Origin of the sequence: Pinirhizobacter soli (genome assembly GCF_015905305.1) — a bacterium.
Lineage (GTDB): Bacteria > Pseudomonadota > Gammaproteobacteria > Xanthomonadales > Rhodanobacteraceae > Pinirhizobacter > Pinirhizobacter soli.
In genome coordinates this window covers 574900-600134 of the sequence record NZ_JADZLQ010000001.1, presented here as the reverse complement: position 1 = coordinate 600134, position 25235 = coordinate 574900, and the positions used below count along the sequence as shown (strand labels likewise).

General features: G+C 65.9%; 22 protein-coding genes and 3 tRNA genes. 16 read left to right on the top strand and 9 right to left on the bottom strand.

The features are described 5' to 3' along the window. Positions 1–6 precede the first annotated feature (6 nt). The 10 genes from pheA (at position 7) to NDK18_RS02200 (ending at position 8299) form a co-directional block, all read left to right on the top strand. Complete coding sequence (gene pheA, locus NDK18_RS02245) at positions 7–1107, top strand: prephenate dehydratase (protein ID WP_250626983.1); 1101 nt, start codon at positions 7–9, stop codon at positions 1105–1107. After that, the gene (gene hisC, locus NDK18_RS02240) at positions 1104–2210 is read left to right on the top strand and encodes a histidinol-phosphate transaminase (RefSeq protein WP_250622736.1); all 1107 of its coding nucleotides are present in this window, start codon (positions 1104–1106) and stop codon (positions 2208–2210) included. Before pheA ends, hisC begins: the two co-directional genes overlap by 4 nt. After that, positions 2207–3517, top strand: coding sequence for a 3-phosphoshikimate 1-carboxyvinyltransferase (gene aroA, locus NDK18_RS02235; protein WP_345777067.1), 1311 nt, complete (start codon positions 2207–2209; stop codon positions 3515–3517). The genes hisC and aroA overlap by 4 nt, the downstream gene beginning before the upstream one ends. A gap of 2 nt (positions 3518–3519) precedes the next feature. Further along, the gene (kdsB, locus tag NDK18_RS02230; RefSeq protein WP_250622737.1) at positions 3520–4287 is read left to right on the top strand and encodes a 3-deoxy-manno-octulosonate cytidylyltransferase; all 768 of its coding nucleotides are present in this window, start codon (positions 3520–3522) and stop codon (positions 4285–4287) included. Positions 4288–4340: 53 nt separating this feature from the next. Next, entirely contained in the window at positions 4341–6164 is a 1824-nt protein-coding gene (gene uvrC, locus NDK18_RS02225) for an excinuclease ABC subunit UvrC (RefSeq protein ID WP_250626982.1), read from the top strand. Positions 6165–6213: 49 nt separating this feature from the next. Next, on the top strand, positions 6214–6825 hold the full coding sequence (gene pgsA, locus NDK18_RS02220; RefSeq protein ID WP_250622739.1) for a CDP-diacylglycerol--glycerol-3-phosphate 3-phosphatidyltransferase: 612 nt from the start codon (positions 6214–6216) through the stop codon (positions 6823–6825). Between the two features lie 61 nt (positions 6826–6886). Beyond that, a tRNA-Gly gene (locus NDK18_RS02215) sits at positions 6887–6962 on the top strand. Between the two features lie 83 nt (positions 6963–7045). After that, positions 7046–7119, top strand: a tRNA-Cys gene (locus NDK18_RS02210). Positions 7120–7170: 51 nt separating this feature from the next. Continuing rightward, positions 7171–7254 (top strand) — tRNA-Leu (locus NDK18_RS02205). A gap of 391 nt (positions 7255–7645) precedes the next feature. Further along, positions 7646–8299, top strand: a complete 654-nt coding sequence (locus NDK18_RS02200) for a response regulator (RefSeq protein ID WP_250622740.1) — start codon at positions 7646–7648, stop codon at positions 8297–8299. Between the two features lie 71 nt (positions 8300–8370). Here NDK18_RS02200 and NDK18_RS02195 read toward each other — a convergent pair whose 3' ends face one another. Next, complete coding sequence (locus NDK18_RS02195; protein ID WP_250626981.1) at positions 8371–11733, bottom strand: Rne/Rng family ribonuclease; 3363 nt, start codon at positions 11731–11733, stop codon at positions 8371–8373. Between the two features lie 346 nt (positions 11734–12079). Between NDK18_RS02195 and NDK18_RS02190 the strand changes: the two genes are divergently transcribed. After that, complete coding sequence (locus NDK18_RS02190) at positions 12080–13051, top strand: RluA family pseudouridine synthase (protein ID WP_250622742.1); 972 nt, start codon at positions 12080–12082, stop codon at positions 13049–13051. On the opposite strand, the gene NDK18_RS02185 is transcribed toward NDK18_RS02190, so the two are convergent. Beyond that, the gene (locus NDK18_RS02185; RefSeq protein WP_250626980.1) at positions 13029–14519 is read right to left on the bottom strand and encodes a CPBP family intramembrane glutamic endopeptidase; all 1491 of its coding nucleotides are present in this window, start codon (positions 14517–14519) and stop codon (positions 13029–13031) included. The two genes, NDK18_RS02190 and NDK18_RS02185, sit on opposite strands and share 23 nt — an antisense overlap. Position 14520: 1 nt before the next feature. Next, positions 14521–14862, bottom strand: a complete 342-nt coding sequence (locus tag NDK18_RS02180) for a 4a-hydroxytetrahydrobiopterin dehydratase (protein WP_250622744.1) — start codon at positions 14860–14862, stop codon at positions 14521–14523. Positions 14863–15005: 143 nt separating this feature from the next. On the opposite strand from NDK18_RS02180, the gene NDK18_RS02175 reads away from it, so the two are divergent. After that, the gene (locus NDK18_RS02175; RefSeq protein ID WP_250622745.1) at positions 15006–15617 is read left to right on the top strand and encodes an NfuA family Fe-S biogenesis protein; all 612 of its coding nucleotides are present in this window, start codon (positions 15006–15008) and stop codon (positions 15615–15617) included. Between the two features lie 85 nt (positions 15618–15702). On the opposite strand, the gene NDK18_RS02170 is transcribed toward NDK18_RS02175, so the two are convergent. The 6 genes from NDK18_RS02170 to NDK18_RS02145 all read right to left on the bottom strand — a co-directional run bounded on the left by NDK18_RS02170 (position 15703) and on the right by NDK18_RS02145 (position 20061). Next, positions 15703–16053, bottom strand: a complete 351-nt coding sequence (locus NDK18_RS02170; protein WP_250622746.1) for a c-type cytochrome — start codon at positions 16051–16053, stop codon at positions 15703–15705. An 18-nt stretch (positions 16054–16071) separates the two neighbouring features. Next, entirely contained in the window at positions 16072–16398 is a 327-nt protein-coding gene (locus NDK18_RS02165; protein ID WP_250622747.1) for a c-type cytochrome, read from the bottom strand. 88 nt (positions 16399–16486) lie between these two features. Further along, positions 16487–17713 (bottom strand): TraB/GumN family protein, encoded by a 1227-nt coding sequence (locus NDK18_RS02160; protein WP_250626979.1) that lies wholly within the window; start codon positions 17711–17713, stop codon positions 16487–16489. Positions 17714–17721: 8 nt separating this feature from the next. Further along, positions 17722–18612, bottom strand: a complete 891-nt coding sequence (locus tag NDK18_RS02155) for a carbon-nitrogen hydrolase (RefSeq protein WP_250626978.1) — start codon at positions 18610–18612, stop codon at positions 17722–17724. Continuing rightward, positions 18609–19652 carry an agmatine deiminase family protein gene (locus tag NDK18_RS02150; RefSeq protein WP_250626977.1) on the bottom strand — a complete coding sequence of 348 codons (1044 nt, stop codon included), beginning with the start codon at positions 19650–19652 and terminating at the stop codon, positions 18609–18611. The genes NDK18_RS02155 and NDK18_RS02150 overlap by 4 nt, the downstream gene beginning before the upstream one ends. 76 nt (positions 19653–19728) lie before the next feature. Beyond that, entirely contained in the window at positions 19729–20061 is a 333-nt protein-coding gene (locus NDK18_RS02145; protein ID WP_250622751.1) for a hypothetical protein, read from the bottom strand. 142 nt (positions 20062–20203) lie between these two features. Here NDK18_RS02145 and NDK18_RS02140 point away from each other — a divergent pair, with 142 nt between their 5' ends. From NDK18_RS02140 to NDK18_RS02125, 4 genes are all read left to right on the top strand, one after another. Beyond that, on the top strand, positions 20204–22087 hold the full coding sequence (locus NDK18_RS02140) for an ABC-F family ATP-binding cassette domain-containing protein (RefSeq protein WP_250622752.1): 1884 nt from the start codon (positions 20204–20206) through the stop codon (positions 22085–22087). Then, positions 22087–23004, top strand: a complete 918-nt coding sequence (locus tag NDK18_RS02135; RefSeq protein WP_250626976.1) for a phosphoglycerate mutase — start codon at positions 22087–22089, stop codon at positions 23002–23004. Before NDK18_RS02140 ends, NDK18_RS02135 begins: the two co-directional genes overlap by 1 nt. A gap of 2 nt (positions 23005–23006) precedes the next feature. Beyond that, a complete protein-coding gene (gene recJ, locus NDK18_RS02130) occupies positions 23007–24710 on the top strand; it encodes a single-stranded-DNA-specific exonuclease RecJ (protein WP_250626975.1) in 1704 nt (567 codons plus the stop codon). Between the two features lie 62 nt (positions 24711–24772). Then, positions 24773–25159 (top strand): SpoIIAA family protein, encoded by a 387-nt coding sequence (locus NDK18_RS02125; RefSeq protein WP_250626974.1) that lies wholly within the window; start codon positions 24773–24775, stop codon positions 25157–25159. The last annotated feature ends 76 nt before the right edge of the window (positions 25160–25235 follow it).

Here is a 25235-nt window from a genome sequence, read left to right as displayed (position 1 = left end):
AATCCCATGAGCAAGCCGACCACCGACAAACAGGCCACGCTGGCCGAAGCGCGCGTGCGCATCGACAGCATCGACCACCAACTGCAACAGCTGATTTCCGAGCGCGCGCGCTGGGCCCAGCAGGTGGGGCGGGCCAAGGGCCCGCTGAAGGCCGCGGTGGAGTATTACCGACCCGAGCGTGAGGCCCAGGTGTTGCGTGGTGTGATCGACCGTAACGACGGTCCGTTGCCCGATGGTGAACTGGTCCGGCTGTTCCGCGAGATCATGTCCTCGTGCCTGTCGCAGCAGCAGCCGCTGAAGATCGGTTTCCTGGGCCCGGAGGGCACCTTCAGCGAACAGGCCGTGCGCAAGCAGTTCGGACACGCCGCCTACGGCCTGCCGCTGGGCAGCATCGAGGAAGTGTTCCAGGAAGTGACCTCCGGCAACGCCGACTTCGGCGTGGTGCCGGTGGAGAACTCAGGCCAGGGCATGATCCAGGTCACCCTGGATATGTTCTTGGCCTCCAAGGCGACAATCTGCGGTGAAGTGGAACTTCGCGTGCACCAGAACCTCTTGTCGCTGGGCGGCAAGCTTGCCGATGTGCAGCGCGTGTATTCACATCCGCAGTCGCTGCAGCAGTGCCAGGCGTGGTTGCGCATCAACCTGCCCAAGGCCGAGCGCATTGCCGTTTCCAGCAACGCGGAAGCCGCGCGCATGGCCCGTGGCGACGAAGCAGCGGCGGCGATCGCCGGCGAGACGGCCGCGCGCGTCTATGGCCTGAAGACCATCGCAGGTCCCATCGAGGACCGCGCCGACAACACCACGCGTTTCCTGGTGATCGGCCGCGGCATCTTCCCGCCGTCGGGCAACGACCGAACCTCGCTATTGGTGAGCGTGCGCGACAAGCCCGGCGCGCTGTACGACATCCTGCGTCCGCTGGCCGAGCGTGGCATCAGCATGAACCGCATCGAGTCACGCCCCTCGCACACGGGCAAATGGCAGTACGCGTTCTTCATCGACATCAGCGGCCATGTCGAGGACGAAGGCATCCAGGAAGCGCTGAAGGACATGGAACCCGCCGCTGCCGATGTGCGCGTGTTGGGCGCCTATCCGGTGGCCTTGCCGTGAGTTTCGACGCAACCTTGCTTGCCAATGCCGCCGTGTCGGCACTGCGTGCCTACGATCCCGGGCACGATTTGCCGACCTTGAGGCAGCGGTTCGGTGCTGCGTTGTCGGAACTTGGTTCCAACGAAAATCCACTCGGCCCCAGTCCGGCGGCGATTGCCGCTGCACGCGAAGCGGTGGGGACGATGTGGCGGTATCCGGATCCGGTCGGTGCTTCGCTCAAGCGGGTGCTGGCCGATCGTCTGGGCGTGGAAACCTGCCAACTGGTGCTGGGCAACGGCTCGCATGAGCTCTTGATGCTGTTGGCGCAATGCTTTGCCGATGCTGCGCACTCGGTGGTGTATTCGCAATTTGGGTTTGCCGTGTTTCCCATCGCCACCGCGGCGGCGGGCGCACAGGGCATTGCGGTGCCCGCATTGCCGTCCGACCACCCCGAGGCGCCTTTCGGCCACGACCTGGATGCCATGGCCGCGGCGATCCGCACCGACACGCGGCTGGTGTACCTGGCCAACCCGAACAATCCGACGGGAAGCTCCTTCGGCGACGCCGAGCTCGAGGCTTTCATGGCCTGCGTACCGGGTCATGTGATCGTGGTGGTGGACGAGGCGTATCACGAGTATGTCGACCGTCCCGGGCTTTCCACGGCGATGCACCTGCTCGACCGGTATCGCAACCTGGTCGTCACGCGTACCTTCTCCAAGGCCTACGCGCTGGCGGGCCTGCGCACGGGCTACCTTGCCGCTGACGCGTCCATCGCCGCGGTGCTTGAACGTCTTCGTGAGTCGTTCAACGTCAACGGCATTGCCCTGGCTGCCGCCGAAGCCGCGCTTGGCGACGAAGCCCACTTAGGCCGTGTGCGTGATACCAACGCAAGCGACCGCGCGTGGCTTGCCGGGGAACTCGTAGCGCGCGGCCTGCGCGTGTTTCCTTCGCAGACCAACTTCCTGCTGGTGGACATCGGCGGTGATGCCAGCGCCCTGGAGGCCCGCCTGTTCGCCGCCGGTGTGATCGTGCGGCCCATGGGAGGCTATGGACTTGGGCAGACGGTGCGCATCAGCATCGGTAGCCGCGGGGAATTGGATCGCCTGTTGGAGCACCTGAAGTGACCTCGATCGACTGGACCAGCCGTCCGGTGCATGCGCCGCTCAAGGGTGAGCTCACCATTCCTGGCGATAAATCGGTTTCCCACCGCGCGATGATGTTCGCCGGATTGGCCGATGGCACATCCACCGTCCGCGGGTTCCTCGAAGGCGAGGACACGCGTGCCACGGCGAAGATGTTCGCAAGCATGGGCGTGCTCATGGAAACGCCCATGCCTGGCGTGCGCATTGTGCACGGTGTGGGGATCGACGGCTTGCGTGCCAGTGACGGTGCCCTTGATTGCGGCAACGCCGGTACCGGCATGCGGCTGATGGCCGGTGTGCTGGCCGGGCAGGCGTTTGACTCCACCCTGGTGGGCGATGCGTCGCTGTCCTCGCGGCCCATGCGCCGCGTCACCGACCCGCTGGCAAGCATGGGTGCGCGCATCGATACCCACGATGGCAAGCCACCGCTGCGGGTCCATGGCGGGGCGAAGCTCAAGGGCATCCGCTATAAGCCGCCGGTGGCCAGTGCCCAGGTGAAATCCGCAGTGCTGCTGGCGGGGCTTTATGCCGATGGCGAAACCTGCGTGATCGAGCAGCATCCCACGCGCGACTACACCGAACGCATGCTGGCCGCTTTCGGCTGGCCGATCGAGTTTTCCCCCGGGAAGGCGACGCTTGCCGGCGGTCATCGCCTGCGCGCCACCGACATCGACGTGCCGGCGGATTTTTCATCCGCCGCGTTCTTCGTCGTCGCCGCATCCATTGTGCCTGGCTCCGCCTTGCGCCTGCATTCGGTGGGCCTGAACCCCCGGCGCACGGGCCTGCTCGAGGCGTTGCGCCTGATGGGCGCGGATATCGTCATCGAAAACCGCCGGGAAAGCGGCGGGGAGCCAGTGGGCGATCTCATCGTCCGCTACGCTAGGCTCCAGGGAGCCGTGATCCCGGAGGCCGTGGTGCCCGACATGATCGATGAATTCCCGGCCTTGTTCGTTGCGGCGGCGATGGCCGATGGCCCGACCACGATTTCCGGTGCTGCCGAATTACGGGTGAAGGAATCCGATCGCCTCGCTGCCATGGCGACCGGCTTGCGCATCCTTGGGATCAGGGTGGATGAAACACCCGACGGCGCCACCATCCATGGCGGGCGCCTTGGCGGGGGCCGAGTGGAAGCGGTGGGCGACCATCGCATCGCCATGAGCTTTGTGCTGGCGGGATTGGTGGCATCGGCACCGGTCACCATCGGCGATTGCGAGAATGTCGCCACGTCGTTTCCGAACTTCATGGATCTTGCGCGCGAGTGCGGCTTCAACCTGGCACAGGTGCCTTGACGATGGTCGACTTCCCGTTCGTGGTGGTCATTCCCGCGCGCTATGCCTCCACCCGGCTGCCGGGCAAACCGCTGGCGAATATCGCCGGCGAGCCGATGGTCAGGCACGTGGCGCGCCGTGCGTTGCAGGCCGGGGCAGGGCAGGTGGCGGTGGCGATCGATGATGAACGCGTGGGCCAGGCATTGCAGGGGCTGCCAGTCACGGTTTGCATGACCCGCATCGACCACGCCTCCGGCAGCGACCGCATCGCCGAATGCGTCGACCAGCTCGGCTGGGCCGATGACACGATCGTGGTGAACCTGCAGGGTGACGAGCCCTTTGCGCCCATTGCCGGGATCCAGGCGGTGGCCCGGGCCCTGGCCCTGGACGATGCGCCGGTGGCCACCCTTGCCACGCCGGTGACCTCGGTGGAGGAATTGTTCGACCCCAACGCGGTGAAGCTGGTGCGTGGTGCCGACGGCCGCGCGCTGTATTTCAGCCGCGCGCCGCTGCCCTGGGCCCGCGATGCCTTCGCAGGCGGGCGTGATGCCTTGCCGGCCGATATTCCCTTCCTGCGGCATATCGGCATCTACGCCTATCGCGCGCGCTTCCTGCGGGCGTACGCGAACCTGCCGCAGACCCCGCTGGAGCAAGCCGAATCGCTCGAGCAGCTTCGCGTGCTGGAAAACGGCCATGCCATTGCCGTGCGGCTGTCCCCCGAGGCCTTCCCGCCCGGCATCGATACCCCGGCCGACCTCGAGCGCGCCCATCGCTTCCTTGCCGGGGGTTGAGGTCCAAACTCCGCGCTTAAGGAAAGTCGTTCCCGGACAGGGTAAAATGGGCCATGGAGCCTGCATCGCATCCGCCGTTCGACGGCAAGGCCTTCGTCCGCACCCTGACTACCTCGGCCGGCGTCTACCGCTACTTCGACGCCGATAACGAGTTGTTGTACGTGGGCAAGGCGGCGAACCTCAAGAAACGCGTGGGCAACTATTTCCTGAAGCCCCGCATGGAGCCGCGCATCGCGGCCATGGTGTCGCAGATCGCCCACGTCGAGGTCACGCTCACGCGTACCGCGGGTGAAGCGCTGTTGCTTGAATCGCAACTGATCAAGTCGCTCAAGCCGCGCTACAACATCATGTTGCGCGACGACAAGAGCTACCCGTACATCTATCTTTCCGCCGGCGAAGACTACCCGCGCCTGGCCTTCCATCGCGGCGGCAAGACCGGCCAGGGCAAGTATTTCGGTCCCTATCCGAGCACCTTCGCAGTCAGGGAGAGCCTGAACCTGATGCAGAAGCTGTTTCACGTGCGCCAGTGCGAGGACAGCTATTTCCGCAACCGTTCGCGCCCATGCCTCCAGCACCAGATCGGCCGTTGCAGTGCGCCCTGCGTCAAGCTGATCAGCGTGGACGACTACCAGGTTGATGTGCGCCATGCGCAGATGTTCCTGGAGGGTCGCAGCAGCACGGTGATCGACGAACTGGCCGGATCGATGGAAAAGGCGGCCACGGCATTGAAGTTCGAACGCGCAGCCCAACTGCGTGACCAGGTGGCGGCGTTGCGCCGCCTGCATGCCCAGCACTTCGTGCAGGGCGCCAGCGCGGACATGGACGTGATCGCCTGCCGGGTGGAAGGCGGGATCGCTTGTGTCAGCGTTTTGTTTTTCCGTGATGGCGTGAGCCTGGGTTCGCGCGATTTCTTCCCGCGCCTGCCGATCGATGCCACCACCGCGGATATCGTCGAGCAATTCATTGCCCAGTATTACCTCGAGCGGCAGGTGCCGCGCGAATTGATCCTGGACGTCGCCCTGGAAGATCCTGACACGCTTGCCCAGGTACTGGCCGACCATGCAGGCCATGGCGTATCGATCAAGTCGAGCGTACGCGGCGAGCGTGCGCGTTTCGTCGAGATGGCCGAGCGTAATGCCGTTGCCGCGCTCACCTCCCGCCTGGCCAGCCGGCAGACACTGGGTGTGCGCTTCGACGACCTGCAGAAGCTGCTGGGCCTGGACGCGCCGCCGCGGCGCATCGAATGCTTCGACATCAGCCACACCATGGGTGAGGCCACGGTGGCGTCATGCGTGGTCTTCGGACCGGAAGGCGCCGAAAAATCGCATTATCGCCGCTTCAACATCACCGGCATTACCCCGGGCGACGACTACGCCGCCATGCACCAGGCGCTCACCCGGCGCTTCCGCAAGGTGGTCGAGGGCGGCGTGCGGCCGGATATCCTGCTGATCGACGGTGGCGCGGGGCAGGTGGCCCAGGCGATGGAGGTGCTCGCATCGCTCGATGTCCGTGACATCCGCGTGGTGGGCGTGGCCAAGGGTCCCGGCCGGCGCGCTGGAGAGGAAACATTGATCCTTGCCGAGAGCGGGCGTGAATTGCACCCGGGCCATGCGTCGCCGGCGCTGCACCTGGTGGCGGCGGTGCGCGACGAAGCACATCGCTTTGCCATCACCAGCCATCGCAAACGGCGCGAGGCGGCCCGCGAACGCAGCACGCTGGAAGACGTGCCCGGCGTGGGTGCCCGCCGCCGCTCGGCCCTGCTCAAGGCCTTCGGCGGCCTGTCGGGCGTGGAGGCCGCCGGCGTTGAGGAACTGACCCAGGTCAAGGGCATCGATCGCAGCCTCGCCGAACGCATTTACGCCACCCTGCATCCCTAACTACCCCCGGTGATGTGAGACACTCACCACCTGTCATCCGGAACTGTCCATGCGCATCAACCTGCCGACCTGGCTCACCCTTTTCCGGGTCATGTTGCTTCCGGTGATGGTCATCGTGTTCTACCTGCCGTTCCGCGGCCACAACCTCACTGCCGCGGTGGTTTTCCTGCTGGCCGGCTTTACCGACTGGCTCGATGGCTATCTTGCGCGCCGGCTCAACCAGACGTCCGCCTTCGGTGCCTTCCTGGACCCTGTTGCCGACAAGCTGATGGTGGCGGTCACGCTGTTCCTGCTGGTGGAATCCCATCGCAGCTCCACCGATGGCCCGCTGGGGAATTGGTCGGGCATCCTGATGGCGGTGACCGCCGCGATCATCGTCGGCCGCGAGATCAGCGTGTCGGCGCTGCGCGAATGGATGGCGCAGATCGGCGAGCACGGCAAGGTCAAGGTGGCCTTCATCGGCAAGGTCAAGACGCTGGCGCAGATCATCGCCCTGGTGGTGTTGCTGCTGCAGCACGATGCGGAAACCTTGCGGCTGTACCACATCGGCGAGGCCTTGCTGGTGGTCGCCGGCGTGCTGACCATCTGGTCGGGCCTGGGCTACCTGCGCGCGGCGTGGCCGAGCCTGCGCGACGACCGCCGCGCCCGCGAAGACACCTGAAAAAGTTGCTGCAAGATGGTTGACACATGGTCGCTTTCCTCTAGAATAGCGGGACTTCGACGCGGGAATAGCTCAGTTGGTAGAGCACGACCTTGCCAAGGTCGGGGTCGCGAGTTCGAGTCTCGTTTCCCGCTCCATATTCGAATCAAAACCTCGGGTCCCCGGGGTTTTGTTTTTTAAAGGCCGTGAGGATACCCTCTCGGCGATGCGCAACAGCGATGGCCTGGTGGCAGAGTGGTCATGCAGCGGACTGCAAATCCGCGTACGCCGGTTCGATTCCGACCCAGGCCTCCATCGCTCGATTCAAAGGCGCTCCAGCGTATGCTGGATGCGCCTTCTTTTTTGGCCCGGATGGCGAAACTGGTAAACGCAAGGGACTTAAAATCCCTCAGTCGAAAGACTTTGTCGGTTCGATTCCGACTCCGGGCACACACCATGGGCAGCGGCCCATCCAGGGACTGTCACGACGTTTGTCATATCGTTCGTAAGCATTCGACGTCGGATTGGCGTATTAACCCGTCAAAGTCCGAAATGTTTGTAGGATAAACGTTGTCATCGATACGGAACGATCCGGCTCAGCCGTGATCTTGATTTCCAATGATTACCGCAGGACGTAATCCGATGGGGAGAAAGTTAGAATTCCTTGCCTTGTTTTACTTGGTTGCTCATTTGGCTATCGAGAAAACGCTTTCAGCTTGCAAGGGATCAATGATTGCGCAGTGGCGCAGCTTCAGCGGAATCTGGCATTGTAGGTTCGTGAGCCGGATCCACCCATGATCCGCGTTGCCGCATCAGGGACGAAGCATCCAGGAAGGATTTCATGATCAACATCATTCTCATCGACGATCACGAGCTGGTACGCACCGGCTTCAAGATGATCCTGCAACAACAGCCGGACATGCGCGTACAGGGCGAGGCCGGTACCGCGGAGGAAGGTTTGCGGCTGATTCGCAACCTTCAGCCCGAGATCGCCCTGGTCGATGTCCACATGCCGGGCATGAGTGGCGTGGAACTGACCGAGCGGGTCATCCGTGCCAAGCTCCGCACCCACGTGGTGATCCTGACGGTCGTTGATGACGCGCGCTTCCCCAAGCGCCTGCTCGACGCCGGGGCGCTGGGCTACCTCACCAAGGGCTGTTCGGCCGCCGAGCTCCTGGCTGCCATCCGTCAGGTCGCGCAGGGGCGCCGCTATCTCGCACCCGCCGTGGCGCAGCAGCTTGCCCTGGCCACGCTCGATGGTACCGATTCACCGTTCGATGCCCTTTCCAGCCGCGAGATGGAAGTAGCGATGATGCTGGTGCGCGGCATGCCGCTCACGGCCATTGGCGAGCGGTTGAATCTCAGTCCGAAGACAGTCAGCACCTACAAGCAGCGATTGATGGAAAAGCTGCGTGTCGATCACATCGTGGGGCTTGCCCACATGATGACGGTGCATTCACTGCTCGACACCAGCAATCATCATGTAGGGAGCTAGTCGCCCGGTTCATCCGGAGGGACAAAAAAAAACCCGCCAGTTGGCGGGTTTTTTTGTGTGTTGGCAGGCCGTTAGTGGCGGTGGTCGTCGCCCTGGGCACGGGGAAGTGGCGGTTCCTCGCCTTTGTCCTCGGTGTCATCGGCGTCTTCCCCGGCGCGGGGCTCTGGCATCGGCGTGGGTTGTGCGGCGTGGGCCGGCGTGCTGGCCGTCGATGGTGCGGCGTGCTTGTTGTCGTCAGTGTCGACGGCAGCTGCCGCGGAGCGGCCGAGCAGGTCGCCCTGCCTTGGGCTGATCCACGGCGTCGAGGAAGCAGGCGCTGCGGCAGCATCGTCGGTAAGCGGCGAGACGGTGGGTTCCGCGGCAGCATGCGTGTCAACGGGCGCAGGGGTAGCCGGTGCTGGGGCCGCCACTGGCGCAGGAACGGCAACCGGCACGTGCGCGACAACCGGCGTCGTCGCAGCGACGGGGGCGGCCGGAGTAACCGGTGCCGGCGCAACGACTGGTGCGGGTGCAGCGACAGGTTCAGGTGTCGGCTCCGGGATACGCGCGGCCAGTGCCGCGGCGTCCACGTCGGCGACTGTGCGGTCTCTGTGTTCGCGGGCTTCGATCACATCCGGCTTGGCTACCTCGGCGTGCGCTACCACCGGTGTGGACACGACGGTCTCCGATCGGTCATGCGTGGCCTCGGCGATCGGCGAGGGGGCATGGGCCATGGGGACGGAACCATCGTGGGCCGCGGCGATGCCGCGTTCCGGTGCCGCCACGGGGGGCAGATCCGGCAGCGGCGGCAAGGGTGGCAGGTTGAAGGCGTTCGTCGAATGGTGCTGCGGAGTCGGCTCCGCCACGGGCAGCGGTGCGTCATCGGCAGCCTGCCGCACGGGCGTTGGCCGGATGTCGGCGTGGGTCGGGCGTTCGACGACGGGCGCGGCTTCCAGCGCCGGCTCATCGGCACGGGGCGCGCGGGCGGCGGTCTCTTCCACGGCAACGGCCGGCGCGGCAACGATCTCGTCGTCACCGTCGGTATCGTCATCGCCAAGGTCGGCATCGAGTGCACCGGCGACGCCGCCGGCCTGGGTGTCGTCCTGGCGACGGCGGCGGCGACCGCCACGGCGACCACGACGACGGCGCTGGCCGCCCTCGGTGTCCTTTGCATCTTCGGAGCCCGGCGGCGCCTGCGCGGTCGCCACATCCTGGGTGACCAGGGTGTCGCCGGCTTCCTGCACCGGGGTCGGGGCGACCTTCAGCTGGATGTCTTCCGCGCTGCCTGGCGCCGCGGGCTTGTCGCCACGGGGCTGACGGGGCTGCTGCGCCGGACGCTCGGCCTTCTCGGTGGCGGCCTGCTGCTTGCGTGGATCGTCCTTGGGACCTTCCATCGGACCCTGGCGGCCGGCGTTGTTGCCGCGACCACCGGCCTGCGGCTGACGGCCCTCACGGGCCGGGGCGGCATCGGGCCGGGGCTGCTGTTTGTTGCGGCCTTGCTGCTGGGGCTGCTGGCGGCCGGCGTTGGCAGCGGAGGCGTCCTTGGTGCCGCCGCCTTCGCGACGCGGCTGCTGGCGCTGACCGCCACCGCTCTGGCGATTGCCGCCCTGGCCACCGCGACCGTCACGGCGTTCGGAGCCCTGGCGGCTGCCGCGCTCACCACGTTCGCCGCGCGCCTGGCGTGCTTCGGGCTGGGGCTGGGCAGGTGCCGAGGGGGCCGGGCGGAACCAGCTGAGGATGCGGGAAAGTACGCCGCCACCAGTGGCCGCTACCTGCGTGGAAGCACGTGGCGCAACCTGACGTGGCGCGGGCGCCGCCGGGGCGGAAGCGGCTTCGGCCAGGTCGTCGCGCACGGGTGCCGGCGTTGCCGGGACCACGCCGCTGACCAGTGGCTGTTCGCCGCTGCCGAGCGCCTGGCCCATCTTGGGCAGAGCCGCGGCTTCGACGGTGACGGTACGTTCGTAGCTGGGCTTGCTGTGCTCGCCCATATCCGCCTCGCGGATGCGCTGGATCTCGATGTGCGGGGTTTCGAGCTGTTCGTCGGCCACCACCACCACGTGCACGCTGTGGCGCAGTTCGATTTCGACGATCGAGGCGCGCTTTTCGTTCAGCATGAAGTTGGCCACCGCTGCCGGCGCCTGCACCAGCACCTGGCCGGTGTTTTCCTTCATGGCGTGTTCTTCGATCAGGCGCAGGGTGCTGAGCGCCAGCGACTCTACGCTGCGGATGTGGCCGTGGCCCTCGCAGCGCGGACAGACGATCTGGGTGGCTTCGCCCAGGCTCGGGCGCAGGCGCTGGCGGGACATTTCCAGCAGGCCGAAGCGCGAGATGCGGCCGATCTGGACGCGGGCGCGGTCGTTCTTCAGGGCGTCCTTGAGCTTTTCTTCCACCTCGCGCTGGTGGCGCGGGCTGTCCATGTCGATGAAGTCGATGACGATCAGGCCGCCGGCGTCGCGGATGCGCAGCTGGCGGGCGATTTCCACCGCCGCTTCGCAGTTGGTGTTGAACGCCGTTTCCTCGATGTCCGAACCCTTGGTGGCCTTGGAGGAGTTGATGTCCACGGCGGTCAGGGCTTCGGTCTGGTCGATGACGATGGAGCCGCCGGAGGGCAGGCGCACGCTGCGGGCGAAGATGTTCTCGATCTGGGTTTCGATCTGGTAGCGCGAGAACAGCGGGGTGGGGTCCTGGTAGAGCTTGAGCTTGCGCAGGTTGTTGGGCATCACCTGCTGGACGAACTCGCGCGCATCGTTGAAGAGGGATTCCTCGTCGATGAGGATCTCGCCGATGTCGTTGCGCAGGTAGTCGCGAAGCGCCCGGATGAAAAGCTTCGATTCCTGGTAGATCAGGAAGGGGGCCTTCTGGCTGCTGGCGGCGGCGGAGACGGCCTTCCATAGCTGCAGGAGGTAGTCCAGGTCCCACTGGAGCTCTTCGGCGTCGCGGCCCATGCCGGCGGTGCGCACGATCAGGCCCACGTCGTCGGGGACGCTGAGGTGGTCCATGGCCTCTTTCAGGGCCTGGCGGTCCTCGCCCTCGATGCGGCGGGAGACGCCGCCGGCACGGGGGTTGTTGGGCATCAGCACCATGTAGCGGCCGGCCAGGCTGATGAACGTGGTGAGGGCAGCGCCCTTGTTGCCGCGTTCTTCCTTCTCGACCTGGACGATGATTTCCTGGCCTTCGCGCAGGAGGTCGCGGATGTTGGACTTGCCCTCTGCCTGGGGGTTGAAATACTCCCGGGCAATTTCCTTCAGGGGCAGGAAGCCATGGCGCTCGGCGCCGTAGTCGATGAAGCAGGCTTCCAGGGAGGGCTCGACCCGCGTGATGCGGCCCTTGTAAATATTGGCTTTTTTCTGTTCGCGGGAGGGGATCTCGATGTCGAGATCGTAAAGGTTCTGGCCATCGACGATGGCCACACGCAACTCTTCACGCTGAGTCGCGTTGATCAACATACGTTTCATTGTGGGTTCCTTGGCTTGCCGCGCGTCGCGTGCCTCGGTGGCGCCACATGGCGGCCTGCCGGGGATCGCGCCGCAGCGGTAAAGCGGCAAAAGTCCGGGGCCGTCGCTGGCTCCGGCGTGATTCTTGGCATTTCGCGCCAACGCAGATCTAAGCCCGTACCCGACAAGGCACCGGACAACCGCGACCCGAACCGTTACGATGAAAGGGAATGGCGACCGGCCGCCTGACTGATGGCCTGCCGACGCAATCCTCGCCGGCGTGACGGGCGGGCGTATTGCCTCCGGGGCAAGCCCTTCGGCGCTACGTAGCGCTGGTCGAGTATCCTATCTAATTCGGATTTTTTCAATGCAGACGGTAACTTCCCAAGACGGCTCGCACGGCGTGCGACAGCTGGAGGTCGGCGCGGAGCGCGATGGCCAGCGTATCGACAATGCCTTGGCGACGATCCTCAAAGGGGTCCCGAAGAGCCTGATCTACCGCATCCTGCGCACCGGCCAGGTGCGCGTGAACGGCAAGCGCGCCAAGCCCGATACCCGCCTGGTGGCCGGCGACATGCTGCGCATTCCCCCCGTTCGCGTGGCCGAAAGGGAGTCGAGCGAGGCCCCGGCCGGGCAGGTGGCCGAGGTCGCCGATGCCGTGATCTTCGAGGACAAGCACTTCCTGGTGATCGACAAGCCGCCCGGGGTGGCAAGCCACGGCGGCAGCGGGGTAAGCCACGGCGCCATCGAACTGCTGCGCGCCGCCCGGCCGAAGGAATCCCTCGAACTGGTCCACCGCCTGGACCGCGATACCAGCGGCGTACTGGTGTTTTCCCGTACCCGGCCTGCGCTGACGGGCCTGCAGGCCCTGATCCGCGAGGGCGAAGTGACCAAGCAGTACCTGTGCCTGATGACCGGCGCGCCCTCGCGGGCGAAGTTCGACGTCAACGCGCCGCTGCAGAAATCGATCCTCCAGGGCGGAGAACGGATGGTAAGAGTGTCCGATAAAGGCAAGCCATCGCTCACTTTTTTCCGCGAAGTCGAGCAATACCCAGGCGCACGGCTGATGGAAGCGACCCTGGGCACCGGACGGACGCACCAGATCCGCGTTCACGCGGCACACGTGGGGCATCCGCTGGCGGGCGATCCGAAATACGGCGATGCCGAGGCCAACCAGCGCTTCCGCAAGCAGGGCCTGAAGCGAATGTTCCTGCATGCCTCGCTCATGTCGTTCGAACTGGACGGCCGGGCCTACGCGTTCTCAGCCCCCCTTCCGGACGAACTGAAGGACTTCCTGGACAAGCTCCGCGGCCGGCCTAGAGGAAAAACCGCGCGCTGACTTCCAGCGACCGGAGGTACGAGCTACCGGCGAGCCCTGCCTCGAGCACCAGGGCACAGGCGGCGTGGGCCACCGCGATCGGTACCAGCGTCCGCCCGCGGTAGTAGCACCAGGCCCACCACAGCTCGGCGATGAAGCACATCTGCATCAGCGCCCCGTTGGGCGTGTGCAGCAGGGCGAAAGCCAACGCGGTGACGAACATCGCCGCTGCGGGCGGCAGCAGCCGGTGCAGGCGCCGGCCCACAAGCTGGAGCAGCAGCCACTGCTGGACGAACGCCCAGGCAATGTAGGTGAGCACCCGCAACTGGTCCGGCGCGGTCCAATTGCGCTCGGCTCCCATTGCCAGCACGATGGCCACCGGTAGCAGCAGGAAGGGCGTGAGCCATCGTTCGGCACCGGTGGCTAGCCGCAATCCGTAGGGTGCATGCCGGTCGCGCCAGGCCAGCAAGGCCCCGAAGGCGAGTGCCGCGACGCAGGCGACGGCGGGCAAGGGAATGTCGGCCGTGCCGAAATGGAGCCCCGCCACCAGCCACAAGGGACCTGCCAGTAGCCCCGCGGTTTCAATGCCGGCGCGCAGTCCCGGCCGCGTGGGTGGGCGGCGCCAGAGCCAGATCAGGGCCAGCACGTAGAAGATGACCAGGACGGCCGCCAGCCGCTGGCTGGCCCAGGCGGGCAGGCCCGGATGCGGTGCGCCGCTGCCGACGATGGCGGCCGGGATGGCGTCGCGGGCACGGTCGCGCCAGTGCAGGAGGTTTTCCGCGCGCTGGCTTGCCGTCGGTACCAGCCAGGGGATCTGCCTGGAGTCCAGGCGGCTGGCGGCATCGATCCATGCGCCCAGCGAATGGGTGCGTGGCGGCGTGCCTGGCGTGGGCCGGGCGACGGGTGCCATCGGTTCGAGCGACGCGCCGGAGAAAACCACGGCCTTTCCCGGCTGCAATTGCAGGCGCAGCCGAAGCATCGCCGCCCGCGTCGGTGGCACCGATGGATGCCCGTCGGCCGACCAGTTGAGCGATGGTGTGTCCAGCGCCAGGTCCGTCGAGCCGAGAACGGCGTCGCTGACAAACGCAGGACCGTCCAGGCGCTCGCGCACCACCAATTGCACCGATACCGGCGCCTCGGGCTTCATCAGGATATGCAGCCGGCCCGCGTGCGTCAGGTCGGCCGTCCGTGCCAGCGGCAGCCCCATCTCGAAAGGCGAGCTCTCTTCGCTGCGCAGCACCAGGCCGTCGGGGCTCGTCGCCTGGCTGACTTCGCCGAAGACGCGGCCGGCGACGAGGTCTTCGGGACGGCGGATGGTCCAGTGCCAGGGCGACGCCTGGCGGCTCCAGCTGGCGGCGTCGGCCTGGGCCGTTTGCGCCAGTTCCCGCCAGGTCAGCCAGGTCGAAAGCCCCGGCAGCAGGGTGAGCGCCAGGGCCGCGGCCCCAAGGAACACGGCGGCCGCCAGGACGCGACGCGAGGTCGAGCCCATGTCAACCGGCGAGCAGGCGTTCGACGCGGGCCGCGCAGATGAAATCGTTCAGTGACAGGCCGCCCACGTCGTGGGTGGACCACAGCAGCCTGCAATGCCCGTAGCCGGCTTCCAGGTCCGGATGGTGGTCCTGCGTGTTGGCCATGAAACCCACCGCATTGATGAAGCCCAGGGTGTGGTGGAAGTCCTTGAAACGGAAATCCTTGACGATGGCCTTGCCATCGGCAGTCTTCTGCCAGCCGGGCAGGTCGGCAAGGTACGTGGATACCGCCTTGTCGTCGAGCGCGTCGGCGGCACCCTTGCGCGGCTGGCAGGAGGCTTCGGCGAGCTGGGTGATCGACATGGAGGTTCCCGATTGGCTAGTGAGGCGCAAAGGGTCGAAGGTCGGCCGTGAAAAGTAAAGCACTTACCATGTGCGCCCGGATCGAATCCGTACTAAAATGGTCGGGTATCCCCGCCGGCTCCCCACGGCGGCACGGAGTTCCCATGATCGACATCACCGAACGCGCGCAGGGCCATTTCCGCCGGCTCATTGCGCAGCAGGACATCGAAGGCCTCGGCATCCGCTTGCGCGTGGTCGATGCAGGCAGCCCTTCGGCCACCTGCGACCTGGAATTTTGCGAACCTTCCGAGCTTACCGGCGATGAATGGACCGTCGAGTGCGAGGGTTTCCATCTTTACGTGGAAGGTGAAAGCGTGCGCTGGCTTGATCCTGCCAGCATCGATTTCGAAACCAACGCCACGGGCGGCCAGTTGAACATCCGCGCTCCCCGCATCAAGGGCGAGATGCCCGGCGAGGGCGCAGGGCTGGTCGAGCGCGTGCAGTACGTGGTGGCCACCGAGATCAACCCGATGGTGGCCTCGCACGGCGGCCGTATCAGCCTGAAGGAAGTCACCGCCGAGGGCGTAGTGGTGTTGCAGTTCGGCGGCGGTTGCCACGGCTGCGGCATGGTGGACGTCACCCTGAAACAGGGCGTGGAGAAAACCCTGCGCGAGCGGGTGCCGGAGGTGACCGAAGTGCGCGACGCCACCGACCACGCATCAGGCGAAAATCCCTACTACGCAGGTTCGGCGAAGGGCGCTTCAGCGGCTGTGTGATCACGCCCGCCGCCGCGATGCCGGCGACGCGCCATAAAAAAACCCGCCTTCGAGGCGGGTTTTTCTTAAGGGCCTGCCAGTGCGCTTACTGCGCGCCCTGGATATGGTTGTGCAGGTCGTCAAGCTTGGTCGGCAACGAGCCGAAGTAGGCCGAGACATCGTTGATGTCTTCGTCCGACAGCTGGGCGGCGAAGCCCTTCATGATGGCATTGCCGCGGCGGCCATCCTTGTATTCGTGCAGGGCCATGGCGAGGTAGTCGGCGTACTGGCCGGCCAGGCGGGGGTATTGCGGATCGACGGAATTGCCATCCTGGCCGTGGCAGGCCACGCAGGTGGCGACTTTCGCCTTGCCCTTCTCAATGTCACCGGCGGCAAACGCCTGGACGGAAACGGCGAGGGCAACGCCAGCGACGAGCAGACTGATCGAACGATTCATGCTTGGGTCCTTGGCGCTTTACTTTTTGGTGATGCTGGAAAGGTAGGCTGCGATGTCCTCGATTTCCTGGTCGGACATGCTCTGCGCCTGGGCGCCCATGGTCGGGTGCTTGCGGTCGCCGGACTTGTATTCGTGCAGCGCGCTGATGATGTACTGCTCGTTCTGGCCGGCGATCCGCGGCACGTGATAGGTGGGGTAGACGTTCTCGTAGCCGGGAACACCATGGCAGCCGGCACACGTGTACACCAGGCTGCGGCCGTTGGCCTTGTCGCCCGCGGCATGCGCGGAGCCGGCCGCCAGGAGGGCGACCGTCACGGCCAGGCCAAGCACTTGCAATCGCTTCATAGGGATTCCCGTCAGACCGGCCTGCGACCGGGATTAAAAACCCGTTGATTATAGGGGGCGGTCCGGATAACCGACAATCCTTAGTTTTCTACAGTAGCGACTTGACGATGTGGAACCCGGCAAGGTACTCCCCGGCCAGGGTGCCGAGGCTGACGAAGAAGAAATTCAAAAGTGTCCGCGCCACGCGGTTGGTCCACCAGCCCTTCCAGTGCGACACATCGTTGGCCAGTGTCTCGAAATCGCCTACGCGAGGCTTGCGCACCCAGGCTTCGGTCATGGCGCTGATGCCGCCGGCGGGAATGCCTGGGCGAAAGGGCTTGAGCGGTGCGGCGATGAAGGCGGCCAGTGCGCTCAAGGGATGCCCCCCTGCGGCAAAAGCGCCCACCGCGGCCAGGCAACCGGTGAAAAGGATCCAGCTGCGCAGCGCGGCAAAGCCCACGGCGGTATTGCGGGTGAAGGCGTAGGCAATCAACCCGAATACGGCCAGCACCAGGCCCACGGCAAGATATTTCGGCCAACGCGCCGCAGACGGCACGACGGCGAGTTCATCGGCAAGCGTGGTGGGATCTTGCTGCTGGCTCCCTAGTTGTTCGACCAATCCCTTCAGGTGACCGGCGCCGATCACCACCAGTACGCGTTGCACGCCGGGCGCCCGCATGGCCGCTTCGCGCAGGCGGGCGGCCATGTATTCATCCCGTTCGCCGATCAGCGCGCGATACAGCGGCTGCGATCCCTTGGCGAAATCGCTGAAGGCGCTTTCCAGGATATCGTTCTGCTTGAGGTTTTCGATGTCCTCTTCAGCGATGTCGTCCTTGTCGAAGACACTGGCCAAGAGGCCGCCCATCAGGCCGAAACGCTGCCAGAAGCCGACGCTGCGCCAGGCGCGCTTGAGCGTGGTGCCCACTTCGCGATCCACCAGCCACACCGGCAGGTTGCGTGCGTGCCCGCCTTCCATGGCCGCTTTCATCTCAGCGCCGGGCTCGATGCCGTAGCGCGAAGCCATGCGGCGCTGGAACGAAGACAGCACCAGGCTCGCGGCAACCATGCCGGCCTTGCCCTGGCGGATCACCTGGAACAGGTCCATGCGCTTGAAGGCTTCCGGGTCGCGCACGCTGGCCGCGCGGCTCTCGCACAACTCGATGGCCACGGCATCGAAGCTCTCGTGCGCCAGCAGGGCTTGAACTGCCTCCACCGAGGCGCGCGATACATGCGCGGTGCCCAGCAGTACGTACTGCACGCCGTCGCGTGTGATCCGTTCGATCGGCTGGCCGTCGAGCGCAGCGGGCAGGATGGCTGCGGGTTCGGGGATGGTCATCGGCGGCCTTAGTCGCGGAAACGCTTGGTGAGGTCGCCATAGGCGTCGATGCGGCGGTCGCGCAGGAACGGCCAGATGCGGCGGACGTTTTCGCTGCGTTCCATGTCGATGTCCACCACCAGCAACTCACGCCCCTCGGCGCGGGCCTGGGCCAGGAATTCGCCCTGGGGGCCGGCGACGAAGCTTGAGCCCCAGAACTGGATGCCGTTGCCGACTTTGGCCGTGTCCGGTTCAAAGCCCGTGCGGTTGACTGCCAGCAGCGGCAAGCCATTGGCTACCGCATGGCCGCGCTGCACGGTGATCCACGCTTCGCGCTGGCGGGATTTTTCAACGTCGTCGTCGTTCGGATCCCAGCCGATGGCGGTGGGATAGAGCAGTAGCTCGGCGCCTGCCAGCGCCATCAGGCGTGCAGCTTCCGGATACCACTGGTCCCAGCACACCAGCACGCCCAGCTTGCCGACGGAGGTTTCGATCGGATCGAAACCGAGGTCGCCCGGGGTGAAGTAGAATTTCTCGTAGAAGCCCGGGTCGTCGGGGATGTGCATCTTGCGATAGCGGCCGGCGATCTCGGACGAACGATCGAACACCACCGCGGTGTTGTGGTACAGGCCCGCGGCACGCTTTTCGAAGATCGACGCCACCACCACGAGCTTCAGTTCCCCGGCGAGCTTGCCGATGCGATCGGTGCCGGGACCGGGGATCGTTTCGGCCAGGTCAAAGGTGTCCACGCTTTCGTTCTGGCAGAAATAGGGGCCGTTGTGCAGTTCCTGCAGCAGCACCAGTTCGGCGCCCGCGCGCGCGGCTTCGCGCAACCCCGCCTCGATCGCATCGAGGTTGGCATCGCGGCTGCCATGGTTGGTTTCCTGCAGCAGGGCGACTTTCAGCGTCTTCTTCTTCATGCGGGGTCGTTTCCAAGCGCGGCGGGCAGTTGCATGGTGATGCAGTGCAGGCTGCCGTTCTGCCAGATCAACGGTCGGCACGGCACCTGCACCACGGTGCGGCCAGGGTAGGCCTCGCCGATGATGCGGGCGGCGTCGTCATCGACGGCGTCGCCATAGGCCGGTACCAGCACCGCACCGTTGACGATGAGGTAGTTGGCATAGGAAGCGGCGAGCCGCCGCCCTTCGTCAAGGATCGGTTTCGCCCATGGCAGTGCATACAGCGCGTAGGGCTTGCCATCCATCGTGCGCAGCGCGGCCAGCTCATCGGCCATGCTTTGCAGTTCATTGAAATGGGGGTCGTTGCGGTCGTCGCAAGCCTGGAAGACGATGCGATGGCCCGGGGCGAAGCGGGCGAGGGTGTCGATATGGGCGTCGGTGTCGTCGCCTTCCAGGTAGCCGGAGTCCAGCCACAGGATGCGCTCGGCCGACAATCCTTCGCGCAGGAGCTGGCTCATTTCCTCGCGCGGTTGCCCTGGGTGGCGCTGGGCCAGACATTTCCAGGTGGTGAGCACGGTGCCTTCGCCGTCGCTTTCGATGCCGCCGCCTTCCAGCGCCCAGTCGATGCGCCGGTGGCTGGCCTTGCCGAACACGCCATCGTGTACCAGCCCGGCCACCAGGGCGTCGTCACGCTCGGCGCCGAACTTGCCGCCCCAACCGGTGAAGCGGAAATCGGTGAGCTGGGCGCCGCCTGAGTCGTCGAGCAGGGTGATCGGGCCTGAATCGCGCAGCCACGTATCATCGTAGTCGCGCTGGACCAGGCGCAGCCTGGCCATGTCCACGCCAGCCTCGGTGAGAAGTTCGATGGCACGGGCCTTGACCGCCTCGTTGGCGACCACGATCACCAGGGGCTCGAAACGGGTCACAGCAGCCGCCAGGGCCACGTAGGTGGTTTCGACCCCAACCAGGCGTTCGGCCCAGTCGGTACCCGCGTGCGGCCAGGCAATCAGCACGGCCGACTGGGGTTCCCATTCGGCGGGAAGACGGAACTTGGGGGTCATCGCGGGCGGGCCAGGTCGGGGGCCGCCGATTGTAGCGTGCCGTCGCCCGCCGGTCAGGCGGGCGAGGAGGGGCGGCTTACTTTGCCGCCGCCGGGTTGGTGTTATTGCCTGCCGGGGTGTTGAGCACGGTATGCACCACGTGGCTGCGCTCGAAGTACACGATGTACCCGGGATATTCCCAGCGGTGGATGACCGGATGCTTGGGCGTGTCGCCGCCGCGGGGGTCGAGCTTGGTGGTGGGTGCGCCGAACTGGCGCTCCACCTGGTCCATGCTCATGCCTTTCTTCGGCAGGTTCATGCCTTTTTCCTGCTGCACGCGCTTCATCAGCAGGCTGTCGGCACGGGCGATGGTCGGTCCTGCGATAAGCAGGGCCGCGGCCAGGGCCAGAATGGTAGTGGTGTTCTTCATGTTGTCGGTATCCCCTTTCCCGACGTCGTTTTAGCAGATGCGAAGGGCCCGCGCCATGTCGATTGCATCGATTCGTGACGACGAGCCGCTATCATGGCGCTTTTGCCGGTGGCGCCGCTGCCTGCCGGCTGGACTTCCAAGCATGATTTCGTTCCGACGTTTCGCTCTTCGCCGGGGCAGCCGCCTGCTGCTCTCGGACATTGACCTTACCTTGCAAAGCGGCTGGCGCCTGGGCGTGATCGGGCGCAATGGCTGTGGCAAGTCCAGCCTGTTCGCCGCCTTGAAGGGCGAGTTGGAGGCCGATGCGGGCGAGCTGGACATGCCAGGCAAGGCGCGCATGGCCTCGGTGGCGCAGGAAACCCCGGCACTGCCCGATCCTGCCATCGAATATGTGCTGGGCGGCGATGTGGAGATTGCCGCGGCGCTGAAGGCCGAAAGCGACGCCCTGGACGCCAATGACATGGACGGCGTGGCCGCCGCCCACCACCGCATCGAGGAACTGAACGGCTACGACGCCCGCGCCCGTGCGGGCCGCCTGCTGCATGGCCTGGGGTTCCCGGCCGAGACGCACGAACGCGCCGTGGCCTCGTTCTCCGGCGGCTGGCGCGTGCGCCTGAACCTGGCCCGCGCGCTGATGGCGCCTTCGGACCTGCTGCTGCTGGACGAACCGACCAACCACCTGGACCTCGACGCGGTGCTGTGGCTCGAAGAATGGCTGCGCCGCTACCAGGGTACGCTGCTGATCATTTCCCATGATCGCGAGTTCCTGGACGGGGTGATCACGCACACGATGCACCTGCACGATGGCAAGGCGAAGCTCTACACCGGCAACTACTCGGCCTTCGAGCGCCTGCGCGCCGAACAGTTGCGCCAGCAGCAGATCGCCCATGACCGCGAGCAGGCCGAGCGCGCACACCTGCAGAGCTTCGTCGACCGCTTCAAGGCCAAGGCCAGCAAGGCCAAGCAGGCGCAGTCGCGCATGAAGCGCCTGGAGAAGCTTGCCGGCACCGAGGCCGTGCGCGCCGACCGCGCGTTCCGCTTCCAGTTCGCCGATCCCGATCGCGTGCCGACGTCGATGCTGCGGCTGGAAGAAGTGGATGCCGGTTACGGCGACAAGGTGGTGCTGGCCAACGTCGGTTTCGGCCTGGAGGCCGGCGACCGCATCGGATTGCTCGGTCCCAACGGCGCGGGCAAGTCCACGCTGGTGAAATCACTGGTCGGGGAATTGATTCCGCTATCTGGCGAGCGCGCCGCACACAAGGACACCCGCATCGGCTACTTCGCCCAGCACACGGTGGAAAGCCTGCGCGAAGGCGCCAGCCCTATCGAGCACCTGATGGACAAAGCCCCGACGGCCAGCCAGCAGAGCCTGCGCGATTTCCTTGGCACGTGGAATTTCGCCGGCGACCGCGCATTCGAATCGGTTGACGGGTTTTCCGGCGGCGAGCGCGCGCGACTGGCGTTGGCGCTGATTGCCTGGGACAAGCCCAACCTGTTGCTGCTGGACGAGCCCACCAACCATCTGGACCTGGACATGCGCGAGGCCCTGGCCGATGCGTTGGCCGATTTCGGCGGCGCCATCGTGCTGGTCTCGCATGACCGCCACCTGCTTGGATTGGTGTGCGACGAATTCTGGCGCGTCTCCGACGGCGTGGTCGAATCCTTCGACGGCGACCTGGACGACTACGCGCGCTGGCTGCGTTCACGCAACAACGCGCAGGGCAAGCCTTCCGCTGCCGTGGCCGCAGCTGCGGCGGCAGCGATTGAAAAGGAACGTCGCCAGGCCGATGCCCAGACCCGCGAGCGCGAAAAACCGCTGCGTTCGAAGCTTAAGAAGATCGAGTCGCGCATGGGCGCGCTCGACGGGGAGCTTGCCACCGTGCAGGCGAAGCTGGCCGATCCGAAGATCTATGAAGGCTCTACCGCTGAGCTGATGTCCCTTAGCCAGAAGCAGGGCGCGTGGCGCCAGGAAAAGGAAACGCTCGAGGCGGAATGGCTGCAGCTGATGGAACAACTGGAAGCGTGATGGCAGCAACCGAACGCCATGTACTGATGCCGGCGCGCGCGCGCCTGGCCGCTGTCACTGCCATGGCGCCGTGGCTTGCCCGTGGCAACCGCTTGGCTGATGCAACGCCGGGATTCATCCCGGCGTTGTCGTCGTACTTTCGCACCGAGGGTGACCTTCCGGTCGCCGCCTTGATTCGCCAACTGGTGGCAGGCGATGCCAGGGGTCATCAATGGCTTTGCGCCGATCCGGCCTGGGTGCAGCCGGAGGTCAACGGCGCCAGGCTATTGGCCTGTGGCGATGAGTTGGGACTTACCGCCGGTGAAGCCGATGCCTTGCGCGGCGACCTCGTCGAGGCCTTTGCCGCGCACGGTTTTGCCTTCGAGATGGCCGATGCTTCGCATTGGCAATTGCGCTTGCCCGCGTTCGCCGAACTGCCGCACTTTGTCGGGCCCGACGGCGCACGCGGTGCGGACCTTTTCGACCACCTGCCTGCGGGCGTGGAAGGTCGTCGGTGGCGCGCGGTGTTGGGCGAAGTGCAGATCGTGTTGCATAACCACCCAGTGAACCTGCGGCGCCGTGAACGCGGGGCGGTGCCGGTGAACAGCGTGTGGTTCTGGGGTGCTGGCACATTGCCCGAGGGCTTGGAGTCCGGGCTGACCCACGCCTTCGCCGACGATTTGCTGGTGTGGGCGCTCGGCGCCCGCGCCGATGTCCATGTGGATGGCCTGGGAGCGTGGCCGGGCCCGGCCAGTGCATTCGAGCTGGTTGATCTTTCCGCGCAGGATGAACAGGTGATCGCCAGCCGCTGGTGGCCGCGGCTGGAAGAGGATCTCCTTGCCGGCCGTACCCACCGTTTGCGGCTGCATTTTGCCGGCGGTGAACGCTGGCAGCTTTCCCGCGGGCAGCGCCTTCGGTTCTGGCGCGGACGCGGCTGACGGTGGAGATCCGTCGGCGGCAAGCGCAGGTAGTGCCTTCGGGCTGGCCAGAGCAAGTACACCCGGTGTTGCAGCGTGTCTACGCCGCGCGCGGCATCGCCGGGCCCGGCGATGCCGACCATCGCCTAGCCCGCATGCTTGGGTTCGATGCCCTCGGCGGCATCGACCGGGCCGTCGCGTTGCTGGCGAAGGCGATCGCCGAAGGGCAGGGCATCGTCGTTGCCGGCGATTACGACTGTGACGGTGCCACGGGCACCGCGGTTGCCGTGCGCGGCCTGCGCATGCTTGGCGCGCAGCAGGTGGGTTATGTCATTCCGAACCGCTTCCTGCACGGCTACGGCCTGACACCGGCGCTGGTGGCTTCGATGCCGACGGCGCCGGATGTGTTGCTGACCGTGGACAACGGAGTGGCCAGCATCGATGGCGTGGCGGCGGCGCGGGCGCGAGGCAGCGTGGTGATCGTGACCGACCATCACCTTCCCGGTCCGTCGCTACCGGCCGCCGATGCGATGGTGAACCCGAATCTCGATGGCGATGGATTCCCCAGCAAGGCATTGGCGGGCGTCGGCGTTGTCTTTTACCTGTTGCTGGCGTTGCGGGCCCACCTGCGCGAAGCAGGTCACGCGGCGGCGAGGGACGCTGATCTTTCCACCTTGCTCGACCTGGTTGCTCTGGGCACCGTGGCCGACCTGGTACCCCTGGACTTCAACAACCGGGTGCTCGTCGATGCAGGCCTGCGACGGATGCGCCAGGGGCGTGCCTGCCCAGGCATCGTGGCATTGGTGGAAGCCAGCGGGCGCAGCATGGAAGCCTTGAGCGCCGTGGATCTGGGCTTTGCCATCGCACCGCGCCTGAATGCCGCCGGGCGCCTGGAAGACATGCGCTTGGGCGTGGAGGCCCTGCTGACCGACGATGCAGCCCAGGCACGTGGCTGGGCGATGCAACTGGACACGATCAACCGTGAGCGCCGCCAGTTGCAGGCGGACATGGTGGCCGATGCCGAAGCGATGGTGGCGCGCACCCAGGTGTCCGGCGATGCCGCGGGCGTGGCCCTGTTCGATCCCTCCTGGCACGCAGGCGTCGTGGGGCTGGTGGCGTCCAAATTGAAGGAACGCCTGCATCGCCCGGTGCTGGCTTTCGCGCCCGCCGGCGACGCGACGGATGAACTGCGCGGTTCCGGCCGCTCCATCGCCGGGTTCCATCTGCGCGATGCACTGGCCTTGATCGACGCAAGGCATCCCGGACTTATCCTGCGCTTCGGCGGTCATGCGATGGCGGCGGGGCTCAGCTTGCGCCAAGCGGATTTCCCACTGTTGGCGCAAGCCTTCGACCGCATCGCCCGCGAGCAACTGGACGAATCGGCGCTGGCGGCACGCGTGCATACCGACGGCGGACTGGAACCTGGCGACCTTTGCATCGAACTCGCCCTGCAGCTTCGCCAGGGCGGCCCGTGGGGCCAGGCCTTTGCCCCTCCATGCTTCGACGATGTCTTTGTTTGCCTGGGCCATCGGGTCATGGCCGGCCGGCACTGGCGCCTGGACCTGGTCGATCCCCGCGACGGCAGGCGTCACCAGGGCGTGATGTTCAATGTCGACGCCAGCCACGTACCTGCGCGGGAACTGCGCCTGGTGTACGAGTTGGACATCAACCACTGGCAGGGCAGGGACAGCCTGCAGCTGCTGGTACAGCACATGCTCCCGGCCTGACGACGCCAACGCTACGCACACGCACGGTGGGCTAGCCTTAAGGTCGTCACCAGGAGAGCGCCATGATCGAACAGATCCCCAACCTACCCGCTGGCACCCTTGGTTTTCGCGCTACCGGCACGGTCACCGCGGCCGACTACGAAAACGTTCTGGTACCGGATATCGAGGCGGCCTTCGCGGTCAATCGCAAGTTGCGGCTGCTCTACCACGTGGCTCCCGGGTTTGAGTCCTTCGAGGCTGGCGCCATGTGGGACGACGCCAAGCTCGGCTTCCGCCACTTCAGCGGCTGGGATCGCGTGGCGCTGGTCACCGACGTGGCCTGGTTGCGCGGCCTGGCCGGCGCCATGAAGATTTTCGTGCCGGCGGACCTGCGGCTTTTCGCCGATGCCGACCTTGAAAAGGCCAAGGCATGGATTGCCGAGCAGCCGTGGGATGGTGGGCAGCAATGACGTAAATCATGAAGCGTGCGTGTAGGCGCATGCCTAGGATTGCCCTCTCTTACATCCTGAGAGATAGGCATGCCCG

What these genes read in the sequence shown, in the direction of transcription:
- NDK18_RS02165 (WP_250622747.1), bottom strand. Translation starts at nt 16,398, where the DNA reads ATGAAGCGATTGCAAGTGCTTGGCCTGGCCGTGACGGTCGCCCTCCTG.
- NDK18_RS02170 (WP_250622746.1), bottom strand. Translation starts at nt 16,053, where the DNA reads ATGAATCGTTCGATCAGTCTGCTCGTCGCTGGCGTTGCCCTCGCCGTT.
- NDK18_RS02195 (WP_250626981.1), bottom strand. Translation starts at nt 11,733, where the DNA reads ATGAAACGTATGTTGATCAACGCGACTCAGCGTGAAGAGTTGCGTGTG.
- NDK18_RS02200 (WP_250622740.1), top strand. Translation starts at nt 7,646, where the DNA reads ATGATCAACATCATTCTCATCGACGATCACGAGCTGGTACGCACCGGC.
- NDK18_RS02175 (WP_250622745.1), top strand. Translation starts at nt 15,006, where the DNA reads ATGATCGACATCACCGAACGCGCGCAGGGCCATTTCCGCCGGCTCATT.
- NDK18_RS02155 (WP_250626978.1), bottom strand. Translation starts at nt 18,612, where the DNA reads ATGAAGAAGAAGACGCTGAAAGTCGCCCTGCTGCAGGAAACCAACCAT.
- NDK18_RS02160 (WP_250626979.1), bottom strand. Translation starts at nt 17,713, where the DNA reads ATGACCATCCCCGAACCCGCAGCCATCCTGCCCGCTGCGCTCGACGGC.
- NDK18_RS02140 (WP_250622752.1), top strand. Translation starts at nt 20,204, where the DNA reads ATGATTTCGTTCCGACGTTTCGCTCTTCGCCGGGGCAGCCGCCTGCTG.
- NDK18_RS02180 (WP_250622744.1), bottom strand. Translation starts at nt 14,862, where the DNA reads ATGTCGATCACCCAGCTCGCCGAAGCCTCCTGCCAGCCGCGCAAGGGT.
- pgsA (WP_250622739.1), top strand. Translation starts at nt 6,214, where the DNA reads ATGCGCATCAACCTGCCGACCTGGCTCACCCTTTTCCGGGTCATGTTG.
- uvrC (WP_250626982.1), top strand. Translation starts at nt 4,341, where the DNA reads ATGGAGCCTGCATCGCATCCGCCGTTCGACGGCAAGGCCTTCGTCCGC.
- NDK18_RS02125 (WP_250626974.1), top strand. Translation starts at nt 24,773, where the DNA reads ATGATCGAACAGATCCCCAACCTACCCGCTGGCACCCTTGGTTTTCGC.
- pheA (WP_250626983.1), top strand. Translation starts at nt 7, where the DNA reads ATGAGCAAGCCGACCACCGACAAACAGGCCACGCTGGCCGAAGCGCGC.
- kdsB (WP_250622737.1), top strand. Translation starts at nt 3,520, where the DNA reads ATGGTCGACTTCCCGTTCGTGGTGGTCATTCCCGCGCGCTATGCCTCC.
- NDK18_RS02145 (WP_250622751.1), bottom strand. Translation starts at nt 20,061, where the DNA reads ATGAAGAACACCACTACCATTCTGGCCCTGGCCGCGGCCCTGCTTATC.
- NDK18_RS02135 (WP_250626976.1), top strand. Translation starts at nt 22,087, where the DNA reads ATGGCAGCAACCGAACGCCATGTACTGATGCCGGCGCGCGCGCGCCTG.
- NDK18_RS02185 (WP_250626980.1), bottom strand. Translation starts at nt 14,519, where the DNA reads ATGGGCTCGACCTCGCGTCGCGTCCTGGCGGCCGCCGTGTTCCTTGGG.
- NDK18_RS02150 (WP_250626977.1), bottom strand. Translation starts at nt 19,652, where the DNA reads ATGACCCCCAAGTTCCGTCTTCCCGCCGAATGGGAACCCCAGTCGGCC.
- NDK18_RS02190 (WP_250622742.1), top strand. Translation starts at nt 12,080, where the DNA reads ATGCAGACGGTAACTTCCCAAGACGGCTCGCACGGCGTGCGACAGCTG.